At 34.8% G+C, this 15,152-nt stretch carries 11 protein-coding genes and 3 tRNA genes; 10 read left to right on the forward strand and 4 right to left on the reverse strand.

The features are described from left to right. Positions 1-32: 32 nt before the first annotated feature. Positions 33-1,223, reverse strand: coding sequence for a S1C family serine protease (locus M1F74_RS09805; RefSeq protein ID WP_000681812.1), 1,191 nt, complete (start codon positions 1,221-1,223; stop codon positions 33-35). A gap of 177 nt (positions 1,224-1,400) precedes the next feature. Here M1F74_RS09805 and rlmH point away from each other — a divergent pair, with 177 nt between their 5' ends. The 7 genes from rlmH (at position 1,401) to M1F74_RS09840 (ending at position 4,578) form a co-directional block, all read left to right on the forward strand. Beyond that, positions 1,401-1,880: a 23S rRNA (pseudouridine(1915)-N(3))-methyltransferase RlmH gene (gene rlmH, locus M1F74_RS09810; protein ID WP_247947004.1), complete on the forward strand. Its 480-nt coding sequence runs from the start codon at positions 1,401-1,403 to the stop codon at positions 1,878-1,880. Positions 1,881-1,923: 43 nt separating this feature from the next. Further along, positions 1,924-1,997: transfer RNA gene (locus M1F74_RS09815), tRNA-Arg, on the forward strand. 164 nt (positions 1,998-2,161) lie between these two features. Beyond that, positions 2,162-2,287 carry a competence-stimulating peptide ComC gene (gene comC, locus M1F74_RS09820; protein WP_247947005.1) on the forward strand — a complete coding sequence of 42 codons (126 nt, stop codon included), beginning with the start codon at positions 2,162-2,164 and terminating at the stop codon, positions 2,285-2,287. A 20-nt stretch (positions 2,288-2,307) separates the two neighbouring features. Then, positions 2,308-3,627, forward strand: coding sequence for a GHKL domain-containing protein (gene comD, locus M1F74_RS09825; protein ID WP_247947006.1), 1,320 nt, complete (start codon positions 2,308-2,310; stop codon positions 3,625-3,627). Beyond that, a complete protein-coding gene (comE, locus tag M1F74_RS09830; protein ID WP_000866079.1) occupies positions 3,624-4,376 on the forward strand; it encodes a competence system response regulator transcription factor ComE in 753 nt (250 codons plus the stop codon). The genes comD and comE overlap by 4 nt, the downstream gene beginning before the upstream one ends. Positions 4,377-4,427: 51 nt before the next feature. Next, positions 4,428-4,499: transfer RNA gene (locus tag M1F74_RS09835), tRNA-Glu, on the forward strand. Positions 4,500-4,504: 5 nt separating this feature from the next. Then, positions 4,505-4,578: transfer RNA gene (locus M1F74_RS09840), tRNA-Asn, on the forward strand. Between the two features lie 36 nt (positions 4,579-4,614). Here M1F74_RS09840 and M1F74_RS09845 read toward each other — a convergent pair. After that, on the reverse strand, positions 4,615-5,157 hold the full coding sequence (locus M1F74_RS09845) for a TetR/AcrR family transcriptional regulator (RefSeq protein WP_000665083.1): 543 nt from the start codon (positions 5,155-5,157) through the stop codon (positions 4,615-4,617). Positions 5,158-5,284: 127 nt separating this feature from the next. Here M1F74_RS09845 and M1F74_RS09850 point away from each other — a divergent pair, with 127 nt between their 5' ends. Beyond that, positions 5,285-7,939: a YhgE/Pip domain-containing protein gene (locus tag M1F74_RS09850; protein WP_247947007.1), complete on the forward strand. Its 2,655-nt coding sequence runs from the start codon at positions 5,285-5,287 to the stop codon at positions 7,937-7,939. 21 nt (positions 7,940-7,960) lie between these two features. Here the strand turns inward: M1F74_RS09850 and M1F74_RS09855 are convergent, their stop codons facing one another. Next, a complete protein-coding gene (locus M1F74_RS09855; protein ID WP_000834505.1) occupies positions 7,961-10,513 on the reverse strand; it encodes a YfhO family protein in 2,553 nt (850 codons plus the stop codon). Positions 10,514-10,574: 61 nt separating this feature from the next. Next, positions 10,575-12,197: an ATP-binding cassette domain-containing protein gene (locus tag M1F74_RS09860; RefSeq protein ID WP_033605771.1), complete on the reverse strand. Its 1,623-nt coding sequence runs from the start codon at positions 12,195-12,197 to the stop codon at positions 10,575-10,577. 195 nt (positions 12,198-12,392) lie between these two features. Between M1F74_RS09860 and trpS the strand changes: the two genes are divergently transcribed. Beyond that, complete coding sequence (gene trpS / locus M1F74_RS09865) at positions 12,393-13,418, forward strand: tryptophan--tRNA ligase (RefSeq protein WP_247947008.1); 1,026 nt, start codon at positions 12,393-12,395, stop codon at positions 13,416-13,418. A gap of 162 nt (positions 13,419-13,580) precedes the next feature. After that, complete coding sequence (gene guaB, locus M1F74_RS09870; RefSeq protein ID WP_000073418.1) at positions 13,581-15,059, forward strand: IMP dehydrogenase; 1,479 nt, start codon at positions 13,581-13,583, stop codon at positions 15,057-15,059. Positions 15,060-15,152 lie beyond the last annotated feature (93 nt).

A 15,152-nucleotide genomic window follows, 5' to 3' on the forward strand; every position in this document is an offset into this window, starting at 1 on the left:
TTTCTGTAAAGTTTTCTTTACACTGATGTCAATTAACGTTCCAAATCACCAGAATTCTTATCTAGTTTTATAGAGGTTGTTTCCTCCTTACCATTACGGTAGTAGGTTATTTTTATAGTGTCTCCAATAGCATGGTTGTAAAGAGCATGTTGTAAGTCTGTTGATGAAGTAATCTCTTTGTCGTCAACTTTAGTAATGACATCGTATTTTTGAAGATGTCCATTTGCAGGCATATTACTTTGAACAGATCGAACAACTACACCTGAAGTGAGGCCACTTGGAATGTTTAGTTTTCTAAGATCATTAGCTCCAACGTTAGACAGATTGACCATTTGGATTCCAAGAGCAGGACGAGTCACTTTACCATCACTTTCAAGCTGTTTAATAATATTTTGTACATCGTTTGAAGGAATTGCAAAACCAAGACCTTCTACAGATGTTCCACCATTACTTGCAATCTTACTTGATGTAATACCAATTACTTGTCCTTGAATATTTACAAGCGGACCACCAGAGTTACCAGGGTTAATGGCCGTATCTGTTTGAATGGCTTTTGTTGAAATAGCTTGACCATCTTCAGATTTTAGAGAAACATTTCGATTAAGACTTGAGATGATTCCCTGTGTAACTGTATTAGCATATTCTGAACCTAAAGGACTACCAATAGCAATCGCTGTTTCTCCAACATTAAGTTGGCTTGAATCACCAAATTCTGCTACTGTTGTAACTTTTTCTGAAGAAATTTTAACGACAGCAATATCAGAGAAGGTATCTGATCCAATAATTTCACCAGGAACTTTTGTACCATCAGCTAAACGGATATCAACTTTTGAAGCTCCGTTAATAACGTGAGTATTTGTTACAATATAAGCATCATTTTCGTTCTTTTTATAGATAACACCTGATCCTTCACTTGCAATCTGTTGATTATCCGTATCAGAATTTGATTCTTCCGTTCCAAATACACTACTTTGTTTATTAGCAGAGTAAGTAATGACTGATACAACAGCATCCTTAATTTTATTCACTGCTTGAGTAGTTGAGTTTTCATTCTTGTATGATGTTTGAGTTACAGTGCCAGAATTATTATTTGTAGCTTGATTTCCTTGTTTTTGATAAAGTTGCAATGTTACAAAACTTCCTAGTGCACCACTCAAAAATCCTATTAGAATAATTACAAGAAAAGTAACTCCTTTTTTGTAAAATTTTTGTAAGTGTTTCATAAACGCCTCCGTTTGTTATTGTTTGTCAAGATTATAAACCTATTAACTTAATCTAAGCTTAAAAGTTTTACACAAGTTGTGGATAACTCACCTTATTCTGTGAATTTAATAGTATTTTTGGATGATTTTCATGTGTATAAGATGTGAAATGAAGTGTGGATATGATAAAATAGAAGAATGAAAATAAAAATTGTAACAGTAGGAAAATTAAAAGAAAAATACCTTAAAGATGGCATTGCAGAATATACCAAAAGAATTTCACGTTTCGCCAAATTAGAAATGATTGAGCTTGCTGATGAGAAAACACCTGATAAAGCCAGTGAATCAGAAAATCAAAAAATCTTGGAAACAGAAGGTGAAAGAATTCTTTCTAAGGTTGGAGAAAGAGACTTTGCCGTTGTACTAGCAATTGAAGGAGAAACTTTCTCCTCAGAGGAATTTAGTAAGCAACTAGAGCAAGCTTCTATCAAAGGATACTCAACTCTTACTTTTATCATTGGAGGAAGTTTGGGTCTAGCTCCTGTTGTAAAAAATAGGGCTAATCTTTCTGTCAGTTTCGGACGTCTAACCTTACCACATCAGTTAATGAGATTGGTTTTAGTTGAACAAATTTACCGAGCTTTTACAATTCAGCAGGGTTCTCCTTACCACAAATAGAAGATTGACTTAGCTCTTGTTTTTTGATAGAATGTTCATGTTAGGTCTCATAGCTCAGCTGGATAGAGCATTCGCCTTCTAAGCGAACGGTCGCAGGTTCGAATCCTGCTGGGATCAATTTTAGATGCAAAGCTGGGATTTATCCCAGCTTTTTTCTTAAAAAAGTGCGTTTCAGGTGCAAAAATGTACAGTTGGGAAGAATTTTTTCTTACATGGTCTTCATTTTGTATAATAGGTGTGTAAGTTAACTTACAAGAAAAAATAATACAGGAGATTTCATTATGAAAAATACAGTAAAGTTGGAACAATTTAAAGAAGTAACAGAGGCAGAATTGCAGAAGATTCGGGGTGGAGATTGGAGAATTTCAGAATCGATTCGTAATCTTATTTTTCCAAGAAAAAAGTAATGAAATAAAGGTAGTGAGTAATGGATTTATTTGGATTAGGGATAGCTATTTTTTATTTTCTCATCATTAGCAAAAGTTATGAATGGATTTGTAAAGTAAATAGAAAAGAACAAATTGTTTTTTTGTGTTACACATGCATATCAGTTTTGATACTTGAAGAAATTATTACTCTAGTATATTCTGATAGTTTTGCTTTGTCTAAATTTTTATTTCCTTTGGTTGTGTACCTTTATTTAAGAAAGTTAAAGAAGTATGAAAAATATAAAGGAATTTTTATTAGTTTACTACTATCCTTATTATATCATAGTACCCATACTTTTATATCCGTAACATTATCTTCTATAATGGGTGATGGTCTTGTATTACAATATAAAAGTATATTCTTTTTAGTAGTATTATTGTTGACTTATTTTATTATTATAAAAATAAGTCGTTATTTCCACTTAGAAATAACATATTTTGACAAAGATTACCTCTACCCTTTTTTAAAAAAAGTGATAGTTGCTTTTTTCGGATTGCATATCTTATTGTTTTTTTCAGATATAGTAAGTACGATTCATCACTTAAATAGTTTTGGAAGTATTTTATCAACCATTGTTTTTATTTGCTTGTTATTGATTTTCTTTGCAATGAATTCTCACAAGGTTCAAATTGAAAAAGAGATTGCCCTAAAGCAGAAGAAATTTGAACAAAAGTATTTACAAACGTATACAGATGAGATTGTGGGTTTGTATAATGAAATTCGAGGTTTTCGTCATGACTATGCAGGTATGCTTGTCAGCATGCAAATGGCGATTGACAGCGGAGATTTACACGAAATTGACAGGATTTACAACGAGGTCTTAGTAAAAGCAAATCAGAAATTGAGGTCAGACAAATATACTTACTTTGATTTAAACAACATAGAAGATTCGGCTTTACGAAGTTTAATTGCTCAATCGATTGTATATGCACGAAATAATGATGTAGAGTTTACATTGGAAGTAAAAGATGTCATTACTAGATTGTCAATGGATTTACTTGATCTTGTTCGCATCATGAGCATTCTATTAAATAATGCTGTTGAAGGTGCCGCAGATAGTTACTTGAAACAAATGGAAGTTGCAGTCATTAAAATGGATTTTGAAACAGTTATAGTTATCCAGAATTCATGTAAAATCACTATGACGCCTTCAGAGGATCTATTTGCCTTAGGTTTTTCTACCAAGGGAAGAAATAGAGGTTTAGGACTTAATAATGTCAAAGAGATTTTAGATAAGTATGACAACATTATTTTAGAAACAGAGATGGAAGACAACACATTTAGACAAATTATTAGATTTAAGAGGGAATTCGAATGAAAGTATTAATTTTAGAAGATGTTATTGAACATCAAGTGAGACTAGAGAGAATATTAAATGAAATCTCGGAAGAATCGAATATTCCTATTTCATATAAGACAACAGGAAAAGTTCGTGAGTTTAAGGAATATATCGAAAATGATGAAGTAAACCAACTTTATTTCCTAGATATCGATATTCATGGAATCGAGAAAAAAGGATTTGAAGTGGCTCAGTTTATCCGTCATCACAATCCCTATGCTATTATTGTTTTTATTACTAGTCGATCTGAATTTGCTACTTTAACTTATAAGTATCAGGTATCAGCTTTAGATTTTGTAGATAAGGACATCAATGATGAATTGTTCAAAAAACGTATCGAGCAGAGTATCTTCTATACCAAAAGCATGCTGCTTGAAAACGAAGATGTTGTAGACTATTTTGATTACAACTATAAGGGAAATGATTTGAAAATTCCTTACCATGATATTCTGTATATCGAAACAACAGGTGTTTCTCATAAATTGCGAATTATTGGTAAGAATTTTGCCAAAGAGTTTTATGGAACTATGACAGATATTCAGGAGAAGGACAAACATACTCAGCGATTTTATTGCTCCCATAAATCTTTCCTTGTCAATGTGGGAAATGTGAGAGAAATTGATCGAAAGAATTTAGAAGTTGTTTTTTATGAAGATCATCGTTGTCCCATTACCCGTTTAAAAGTCCGCAAACTAAAAGATATTCTAGAGAAAAAATCTAAAAAGTGATTGACAATTAGTAAGAAATTGATATAATGGTTATATCTGCTACAGATAGATGGTCCGTTGGTCAAGGGGTTAAGACACCGCCTTTTCACGGCGGTAACACGGGTTCGAATCCCGTACGGACTATTTTATCCGCCATAGCTCAGTTGGTAGTAGCGCATGACTGTTAATCATGATGTCGTAGGTTCGAGTCCTACTGGCGGAGTTAGATAAAAAAACACCATCTGGTGTTCTTTTTCTTTTAGTTGACATCACCTAGCATTTTCATAAGGAAGTCTGTCATTTCTTGCGGACTTTCTTTTTTTCCATGAGCAATCCAAGTTTGACAAACTCCAAATAGGGCATTTGTCAGATAAATGCTACTATATTCTAATTCAATTGAATTTAGTTGTAGTTGCATAAAGCGCTTCTGAAGGTCCGTGCTCAGCATGATATGAAGCTTATTTCTTAAGAAATTTTGGATTTCTTTGGTACCATTTTCAGATAAAAGAGCAGCTAATAATGGTTCAGACTCTAAATAATCAAATACTTCTAAAATGGCATCTTTTTTATGATGAGCATGTTTTTGGAAGATATACTCAAATGTATGAAATAACTTACTTTGATAGTGTTCAATCATATCATACTTATCCTTGTAATGGGTATAGAAGCTAGAACGACTAATTCCAGCTTTTTCTGCTAATTTAATTGTAGTAATTTGATCGAAGGGGTGATCCATCAATAATTGAACCATGGCATTTTCAATATTTCTCTTTGTTTTTAATCGTTTGTTACTTTCTTTCATAGTTTTTCCTTATGAACAATTTAGACTATATGTCTAAAAAAATATTTTTTATCTTGTAATTTAGATTTTTTAATGTATAATCTATTATATCAAAAATTTAGACAATATGTTTAAAAAAGGAGGAAATATGTTTAAAGAATGGAAAGCAATTTTTAAAAAACCGACATTCATTATTGTAATGATAGGAATTTCTCTTATTCCAGCTTTATACAATATCATATTTTTATCGTCAATGTGGGATCCATATGGTCAAGTATCGGAGTTACCTGTAGCAGTTGTTAATAATGACAAGGAAGCTTCTTATAATGGAAATACAATGGCCATAGGAAAAGACATGGTGTCTAATTTAAAAGAAAATAAGGCTTTAGATTTTCATTTTGTCAATGAAGAAGAGGGGAAAAAGGGGCTAGAGGATGGCGAATATTATATGGTAGTAACTTTACCAAGTGATCTATCTGAAAAAGCTACTTCGATCCTAACAAATCACCCTGAACAGATGCAAATTGATTATCAAACTTCAAGTGGCCGTAGCTTTATTGCAAGTAAGATGAGTGATTCTGCAATGACACAATTAAAACAAACCGTCTCTACGAATGTAACTGAAACATACACCAAGGCACTATTTCAAAAAATGAGTGACTTGAAGTCTGGGATAAATAAAGCAGCTGATGGAAGTGAGCAACTGGCTAATGGAACTAATCAGTTAGCAAAAGGAAGTCAAACATTGACGACAAATCTCAATACTCTAGCTAACTCAAGTGTAACTTTTTCAAATGGAGCTAATCAATTTACAAAGGGATTGTCTGCCTATGTATCTGCTATAGAGCAATTACATCTTGGTTTAGGAACTTTTAATAGTGGTTTACAAAGTTATACAAATGCAGTTTCACAGGTTGACACTGGACTTGGTCAATTGGCCTCAAGAACTCCTGAATTGGTGGCAGGTGTAAATCAGTTGAATACAGGTATAAAGTCCTATACAGGTGGGGTTTCACAATTGGATATAGGTCTCAATCAATTTTCAGTTGGTGTAAATGCTTATACAAGTAGTGTAGAAAAACTTTCTAATGGAACAAATCAATTATCAAATCAATCAGATGCACTAAGAGATGGAATGGAGCAATTAAATACTGGTATTAAAGAAATTTCAAATCAACTGAATTCCTCATCTCAACAGAATGAACAAATAACTCAATTAGCAACTAGTCTAGGAGAACTAAATAAAACACTACAAGCTCTTACAATGTCAGATAATACTCAACTGAAAGGTACATTGTCAGAAGCTTTGCAAAATCTAACAACTCTTGCTCAGGATATTGTGACCAAAAGTCAGACAGAACAAGAGAAAACTATTGCTAACCTTCAATCAACAGCTACTTATCAATCTCTCACAGAGGAACAAAAGAAAGAACTGATAGAAGCTATTTCTAAAAATTCTAATTCTACTATTGAGTCAGCAAAAACAATTTTAACGACAGTAGGAGGATTGAAAGAAAGTATAGAGAATTCAGAACAACAAGTAACCAATCTATCTGATGTACAGACGAAAGCAAATCAACTCTTACCTGTAGCATCTAGCTCCTTGACAACATTGTCAAATGGATTTACAAAATTACAAACTACTGTAGACAATCAGTTAGTTCCTGGAAGTCAGTCAATTGAAAAAGGAGTTGTAAACTACACTAAGGGACTAGATACTATTTCTATAGGTGCTAATAAACTAAGTGAAAAGAATGAAAATTTAACAACTAGTCTAGATCAATTAGTTTCTGGATCCAGTAAGTTGACAGAAAATACATCAACCTTGACAGCTGGAGTAGATGCGTTAGCTGGAAAAGCTCCAGAATTAGTATCAGGTATAGAAAGTTTGTCATCTGGTTCTGCTCAATTGAATAATAAGAGCCCAGAGCTAATAGCAGGTCTCACTAAATTACAATTTGGCTCTGGTCAATTAACAGATAAATCAACACAGTTACTTTCTGCGGCATCTCAACTAGGAAGTGGCGCTATGAAGATTGCAGATGGTGCTGGAAAACTAGCAGATGGTGGAACAAGCTTAACCTCTGGTCTTGAAGATTTACAGACAGGAGTTGGTTCATTAGGACAAGGATTAGGAAATGCTAATAATCAGCTCAAATCAGCATCAACAGAATCTGAAAATGCAGAAACATTATCTAATCCTCTAGTTCTCTCAAAAACAGATAATGACCAAGTTCCTGTAAATGGGATTGCCATGGCTCCTTATATGATATCAGTTGCTCTTTTTGTTGCTGCTATATCTACTAATATGATTTTTGCTAAGTTGCCTTCTGGACGTCATCCAGAGAGCCGCTGGGCTTGGTTGAAGTCTCGCTCTGAAATAAATGGGATTATAGCTGTCTTAGCAGGTGTTTTAGTTTATGGAGGTGTCCATCTTATTGGATTGACTGCGAACCATGAGATGAGGACCTTGATTCTAATTATAATCACAAGTTTAGCTTTCATGTCTATGGTTACAGCTTTAACAACTTGGAATAGCCGTATAGGAGCTTTCTTCTCTCTTATTTTACTTTTATTACAGTTAGCATCAAGTGCAGGGACCTATCCACTTGCTTTGACAAATGATTTCTTTAAGGGTGTCAATCCTTGGTTACCAATGAGTTACTCTGTATCAGGTTTACGACAAACAATCTCTATGACAGGAAATATTCATCACCAAGTGATTTTCCTTATTATAACACTAGCTTTCTTTACTGCTTTAGGTATGCTAGCTTATCAACCTAAGAAAATGGAAGAAGATTAAAAAGATTGGCCAAGGAATTGGTCAATCTTTTTCTGTCTTAGATAAATTTCGTCTGTGATTATAGATTCCAAAAAGAAGAAGGGCAGTTAGTGAGCAGGCTGCTCCAATAACAAAACCATTAGGGATAAAGGAAAGTGTAATGGTACCTTTTCCCTTTGGAACATCAACCTTCATAAAACCAGTTTGAGCCTGCTTAATTTCAAGTTTTTTTCCATCTTGGTATGCAGACCAACCTTTGTCATAAGGAATAGTGAAGAAAATAGAGGTATCTTGTTTTACTTCATATGTAGCAAAGACTTTATTTTTAGAGGTGGATACTTCTACAGGTTGTTCTTCAATTTTTTGGATTGCCTCAGTTAGGGCCTGAGTATCTAAACGATAGAAGGCTGGAGATTCAAATGATACCTGAGAATTTCCAGGGAAGCTAACACTGATATTGAAAGTTTTTTGTTCTTCAGTATAACCCAAATTAAAGAAGTTAAAGGTATTGTCAGTTGTAAAAGACTTTTTTTCACCGTTGACAATGATGTCAACTTTCTTTTGCTTATCGTTTGTAAAATGAAGATTTGAAAAAGAGAGATAGACTTGGCTATTTTGAGGAACCTTAATTTGATAATCAATTTGGGCATCTTCATTCGTAGAACCTGTGATACTTGTTAAACCTTCAGAATTATCTGTTTTATCATATGTTATTTGGGAGAAATAATCTAAGTTGAGATTAGCAAGCTGGTTTATAAATAAAGCTTGATTATCTAGAGTGTGATTGTTAAAGTTTACATCAGTGTAAATAGATTGAGTAGCAAAGGCAATGGGTAAAGAGAGTTGATTTTTATATAAGGTTAAATGATCCTTTTGATAGATCTCTTGAAAGCCATACTTATCAAGCGAAGTTTCAGAAATATTGTACTGGATTCCAAATAAACTGTCTGCTAAAAGACTATTATTTGCATAACGGAGATTGAGGTTGGTTCCAGAGGATTTGAATCCAAGTTTGTCCAAACTAGTGCTAGTTGAACGATTTCGTACAGATGAGAATTGAGAGATTCCATTGTAGTTAAATTTCATACTGTCATTTCCAGTCTGAATTTGCAGTTTTTCAGTACGTGTAAATGGATTGTCAATTTGGTTTAGAATGGATTCCATAGCAGTGATATCTCTATTATAGGCGCTACGAGAAGCAAAGGCCCATTCTTTAGCTATTCCTTCCATTTGAGATGAAGCATTTAAGCTTATCTCAGCTATTATAAATAAAGACAAAAGAATTGCAAATAGATTTACAGAGATAAATTTTCTAATGACTGCAAGAAGTAAAAGAGCATAAACTAGAAGAAATTCAAGAGTGAGTAGGATATTCAAATCAGTTAAAAAAGAATAGTGTGATTTAAAATAGACAGTAGCCAAAAATCCTGTTAGTACCAGAAAAAGTGAGACAAATAGATTCCATAGCTTCAGTTCTTTCAGACGATTTAAGACTTCTGCTGCAGTATAAATTAACAGAGTGGAAAAAATCCAAGCATAGCGATGCAAAAACATATTTGGGGTATGCATCCCTTGCCAAAATAAATCGAGGGCTTCTATGTAAAAGCTTGTTATTAAAAAAGTAAAGAAAATTGCATAGGTAAGTTTCACGTGAAACTTAATGGATTTTATTGTGAAAAATAGAATGGTCAAAATAAAAGGAAGCAATCCAACAAAAATCATTGGTATAGATCCATACTTAGTTGTATCAAAAGATCCAATGAATTGTTTTGCGAAAATATCCAGATACCAACTACTATCTGTCTTTATTTTTGTGATTACAGTTAACTTCTCCCCATGAGTTTGTAAATCAAACAATGTAGGAAGAGTCATAATCAAACTAGCCATTCCTGCTAAAAAGGAGGTAACAACAAAATCAAGAAAAGATGATTTTCTAGTTTTAAAGTCCCAAGAAATTTGGCAGAGATACCAGAAAATAAGAAACAATGCTGTCATATATCCAAAATAATAATTTTGGATAAACAAGATTGACAGACTTGTAAAGTACAGTAGGCGCTTCTTTTGTGTTATAAGTAGGTGTAAACCAGTTATAATTAAAGGAATTAAGATAAAAACATCTAGCCAAGTTTTTATCTCTAACTGACTGACAGTGAAGCTCATTAAAGCATAGGAAGTAGATAAGGTAAGTTTTAAAAATTTTGGGATATCTTTAAATAATCTATTCAAACTAAAGAAGGTTGACAGACCAATCAACCCAAATTTTAAGAGAGTGGTCAGATAGACAGCATCTGGCATATTTGACAGATTAAAAAAGTAAACCAGGGGTGAAAGAAAACTACCTAAGTAATAACTAGATAGAGCATAGAAATTCAGTCCGAGGCCACTTGTAAAGGTGTAAAATAAACTGCCATTTCCATGTAGAATATTTCGTAAAGCTACATCAAAAATAACGTATTGATGGAAACCGTCTCCTAATAGTGGAGATACATCGCTATTCCAGTAGATACCTTGAGTTAGGTATACTCCAGTCATAATTACTAAAGGAATGATGAAAGAAACAAAATAGGTCCAATATGTTTTAAAAAATGATTTCATGTTACCTCGTAGAATGATAGAAAACTCAGTTGGTTACCCCAACTGAGTTTTGAAGTCTTATTTAGTCTTTCCAAAGTTCTTTAACTTTTGCTTGTACTTCTGCATTTTCTAGGAATTCATCATAGGTTTCATCAATACGATCAATGACGCCATTCTTAGACAAAACAATGATGTGGTTTGCCAAAGTTTGGATAAACTCGTGGTCATGACTGGCAAAGATGATTGATTCTTTAAAGTTTTTCAATCCATCGTTCAAGCTTGAGATAGATTCCAAGTCCAAGTGATTGGTTGGATCATCAAGGACAAGGACATTTGATTTCAAGAGCATGAGTTTTGAAAGCATGACACGTACTTTTTCTCCCCCTGACAAGACGTTTACAGGTTTGTTAACCTCATCTCCAGAAAAGAGCATACGACCAAGGAAACCACGTAGAAAGGTATTGTCATCTTCTTCTTTACTTGCAAATTGACGCAACCAGTCAAGGATTGACTCTCCTCCTGCAAAATCAGCTGAGTTGTCTTTTGGCAAGTAAGAACGGCTAGTAGTAACTCCCCACTTGACAGTTCCTTCATAGTCGATGTCACCCATAATTGCACGAATTAATGCAGTCGTTTGGATGTCATTTTGTCCAATAAGAGCTGTCTTATCACCTGGACGCAAGATGAAACTAATATTGTCTAGAATAGTTTCGCCATCAATCTTTACAGTTAGATTTTCTACTGTCAAGAGATCATTACCAATTTCACGTTCTGCTTTAAAGTTGATAAATGGATATTTACGACTAGATGGCACAATCTCTTCTAATTCAATCTTGTCAAGCATTTTTTTACGAGACGTTGCTTGTCTTGACTTAGAAGCGTTGGCAGAGAAGCGAGCAACGAATTCTTGCAATTGCTTAATTTTTTCTTCTGCCTTGGCATTACGGTCTGCTAGCAATTTAGCAGCAAGCTCAGAAGATTCCTTCCAGAAGTCGTAGTTTCCGACATAGAGTTTGATTTTTCCAAAGTCAAGGTCGGCCATATGAGTACATACTTTGTTTAAGAAGTGGCGGTCATGGGATACAACGATAACGGTGTTATCAAAGTCAATCAAGAAGTCTTCTAGCCAAGTAATAGACTGGATATCCAAACCGTTGGTTGGCTCGTCCAAAAGAAGGACGTCTGGTTTACCAAATAGAGCTTTAGCAAGGAGAACCTTCACCTTGTCACCATTGGCCAATTCGCTCATGTTTTGATAGTGCAATTCTTCTGGAATGTTTAGGTTTTGAAGTAATTGAGACGCTTCACTTTCTGCCTCCCAACCTCCAAGTTCGGCAAATTCACCTTCGAGTTCGGCTGCACGAACACCATCTTCATCGGAAAAATCTTCCTTCATATAAATAGCATCTTTCTCCTTCATGATGCTATAAAGTTTTTCATTTCCCATAATGACGACATCAATGACACGCTCATCTTCATAGTCAAAATGATTTTGACGGAGAACAGAGAGACGTTCATCTGGACCAAGAGAGATGTGACCAGTTGTTGGCTCAATATCACCAGCCAAGATTTTTAAGAATGTAGACTTCCCAGCACCATTAGCACCAATTAATCCGTATGTATTTCCTTCTGTAAATTTGATATTGACATCATCAAAAAGTTTGCGATCACTAAAACGTAGTGAAACATCAGATACTGTAAGCAATGTTTTTCTCCTATAATATGTAATACATTTATTCTACTAGAAAAGAGAGAAATATTCAAATTTTTGTTTGTCAATTTTATGTCAATTAAATTTACAACTTTGTTTACAGCGTATTGGCTATTTGATTTAAAAAATTTTCTGTTATTTTAACAAAAAAATGCTATAATTGAAGAGACCATTTCGAAGGAGAAAAAAATGACGAAACCCATTATTTTAACAGGAGATCGCCCAACAGGGAAATTGCATATTGGACATTATGTTGGAAGTCTCAAAAATAGAGTATTACTGCAGGAAGAAGACAAGTATGAGATGTTTGTTTTTTTGGCGGACCAACAAGCATTGACAGATCACGCCAAAGATCCTCAAACGATTGTAGAATCAATTGGGAATGTTGCCTTGGATTATCTAGCAGTTGGATTGGATCCAAGCAAATCAACTATCTTTATTCAAAGCCAGATTCCAGAGTTGGCTGAACTATCTATGTACTATATGAATTTGGTTTCACTAGCTCGTTTGGAGCGCAATCCTACGGTGAAAACAGAGATTGCTCAAAAAGGGTTTGGAGAAAGTATTCCGACAGGATTTTTGGTTTATCCGATTGCGCAAGCAGCAGATATTACTGCCTTTAAGGCTAATTATGTTCCTGTTGGGACAGATCAGAAACCAATGATTGAGCAAACTCGTGAAATTGTTCGTTCTTTTAACAACGCATACAACTGTGATGTTTTGGTGGAACCGGAAGGTATTTATCCAGAAAATGAGAGGGCAGGACGTTTGCCTGGTCTAGATGGAAATGCTAAAATGTCTAAATCCCTTAATAATGGTATTTATCTAGCAGATGATGCGGATACTTTGCGTAAAAAAGTCATGAGCATGTATACTGATCCAAACCATATTCGAGTGGAGGATCCAGGTAAGATTGAAGGAAACATGGTTTTCCATTATCTAGATGTGTTTGGTCGTCCAGAAGATGCTCAAGAAATTGCGAATATGAAAGAATATTATCAACGTGGTGGTCTTGGTGATGTGAAGACGAAACGTTATCTACTTGAAATATTAGAACGCGAACTTGGTCCTATTCGTAAGCGCCGTATCGAATTTGCTCAGGATATGGGAGAAGTGTATAATATGCTTCAAAAAGGAAGCGAAAAAGCTCGTGAGGTTGCGGGGCAAACTCTATCTGAAGTTAAGGGAGCAATGGGACTAAATTATTTTAAATAATAGATAAAATATGAATCGTAAAACTATCTCTTCCATAGGATCTCAGGGATAGTTTTTTTATGATTTCTACCATAAATATAATTGACAAATTTTCATAGAATGGTATGATAGATACAATACAAAAAGAGTCAAGCTCAAAAAGAAAGAAAAGAGGAAACTTCAATGTCTAATTGGGATACTAAATTTTTAAAAAAAGGTTTTACCTTTGATGATGTATTGCTCATTCCAGCAGAAAGTCATGTGTTGCCTAATGATGCAGATTTAACAACAAAATTGGCAGATAATTTGACTTTAAATATCCCAATTATAACAGCCGCCATGGATACAGTCACAGAAAGTCAAATGGCTATTGCCATTGCTCGTGCGGGTGGTCTTGGAGTAATTCATAAAAATATGTCTATTGCGCAACAGGCAGATGAAGTTCGCAAGGTAAAACGTTCTGAAAATGGTGTTATTATTGATCCATTCTTCTTGACTCCAGAACATACCATTGCTGAAGCAGATGAACTGATGGGACGTTACCGTATCAGTGGTGTTCCAGTTGTGGAGACACTTGAAAATCGTAAATTGGTTGGTATTCTAACAAACCGAGATCTTCGCTTTATTTCAGATTATAACCAGCCAATCTCAAACCATATGACCAGTGAAAATCTTGTCACTGCTCCTGTGGGTACAGATCTTGCAACAGCTGAGAGCATTCTTCAAGAACACCGTATTGAAAAACTTCCTTTAGTAGATGAAGAAGGTCGTCTTTCTGGTTTGATTACTATCAAAGATATTGAAAAGGTTATTGAGTTTCCAAATGCTGCTAAAGATGAGTTTGGTCGTCTTCTAGTTGCAGGTGCAGTAGGTGTTACTTCAGATACATTTGAACGTGCAGAGGCACTTTTTGAGGCAGGGGCGGATGCGATTGTTATTGATACTGCACATGGTCATTCTGCAGGTGTCTTGCGTAAAATTGCTGAGATTCGTGCTCACTTCCCAGATCGTACTTTGATTGCTGGAAATATTGCTACTGCTGAGGGAGCGCGTGCTCTTTACGAAGCAGGTGTAGATGTTGTCAAAGTTGGAATTGGACCAGGTTCTATCTGTACCACTCGTGTGATTGCAGGTGTTGGTGTACCACAAGTGACAGCAATCTATGATGCTGCAGCTGTTGCGCGTGAATATGGAAAAACGATCATTGCTGACGGTGGAATCAAGTATTCTGGAGATATTGTAAAAGCCCTTGCTGCAGGTGGAAATGCTGTTATGCTTGGATCAATGTTTGCTGGAACAGACGAAGCACCAGGTGAAACTGAAATCTTCCAAGGACGTAAATTCAAGACTTACCGTGGTATGGGATCAATCGCAGCAATGAAGAAAGGTTCAAGCGATCGTTACTTCCAAGGTTCTGTCAATGAAGCAAACAAACTTGTTCCAGAAGGAATTGAAGGTCGTGTTGCTTATAAAGGAGCGGCAGCTGATATTGTCTTCCAAATGATTGGTGGTATCCGCTCTGGTATGGGTTACTGTGGTGCAGCTAACCTTAAAGAACTACACGATAATGCTCAATTTATTGAAATGTCTGGTGCTGGTTTGAAAGAAAGCCACCCTCATGATGTACAAATTACTAATGAGGCACCAAATTATTCTATGTAAAAGAGATAAAAAGAACTCCTGAAAATGAATTTGTACTGACCCCAAAAAGTTAGACAAATAATTATTGAAAGGATTTAGTTCTGTACTGCACAG

The sequence above is a fragment of the Streptococcus oralis genome (assembly GCF_023109315.1).
GTDB lineage: Bacteria > Bacillota > Bacilli > Lactobacillales > Streptococcaceae > Streptococcus > Streptococcus oralis_BS.

Bases quoted from the DNA above. Each gene is read 5' to 3' on its own strand.
- M1F74_RS09805 (WP_000681812.1), bottom strand. From the start codon at position 1,223: ATGAAACACTTACAAAAATTTTACAAAAAAGGAGTTACTTTTCTTGTA.
- rlmH (WP_247947004.1), top strand. From the start codon at position 1,401: ATGAAAATAAAAATTGTAACAGTAGGAAAATTAAAAGAAAAATACCTT.
- comC (WP_247947005.1), top strand. From the start codon at position 2,162: ATGAAAAATACAGTAAAGTTGGAACAATTTAAAGAAGTAACAGAGGCA.
- comD (WP_247947006.1), top strand. From the start codon at position 2,308: ATGGATTTATTTGGATTAGGGATAGCTATTTTTTATTTTCTCATCATT.
- comE (WP_000866079.1), top strand. From the start codon at position 3,624: ATGAAAGTATTAATTTTAGAAGATGTTATTGAACATCAAGTGAGACTA.
- M1F74_RS09845 (WP_000665083.1), bottom strand. From the start codon at position 5,157: ATGAAAGAAAGTAACAAACGATTAAAAACAAAGAGAAATATTGAAAAT.
- M1F74_RS09850 (WP_247947007.1), top strand. From the start codon at position 5,285: ATGTTTAAAGAATGGAAAGCAATTTTTAAAAAACCGACATTCATTATT.
- M1F74_RS09855 (WP_000834505.1), bottom strand. From the start codon at position 10,513: ATGAAATCATTTTTTAAAACATATTGGACCTATTTTGTTTCTTTCATC.
- trpS (WP_247947008.1), top strand. From the start codon at position 12,393: ATGACGAAACCCATTATTTTAACAGGAGATCGCCCAACAGGGAAATTG.
- guaB (WP_000073418.1), top strand. From the start codon at position 13,581: ATGTCTAATTGGGATACTAAATTTTTAAAAAAAGGTTTTACCTTTGAT.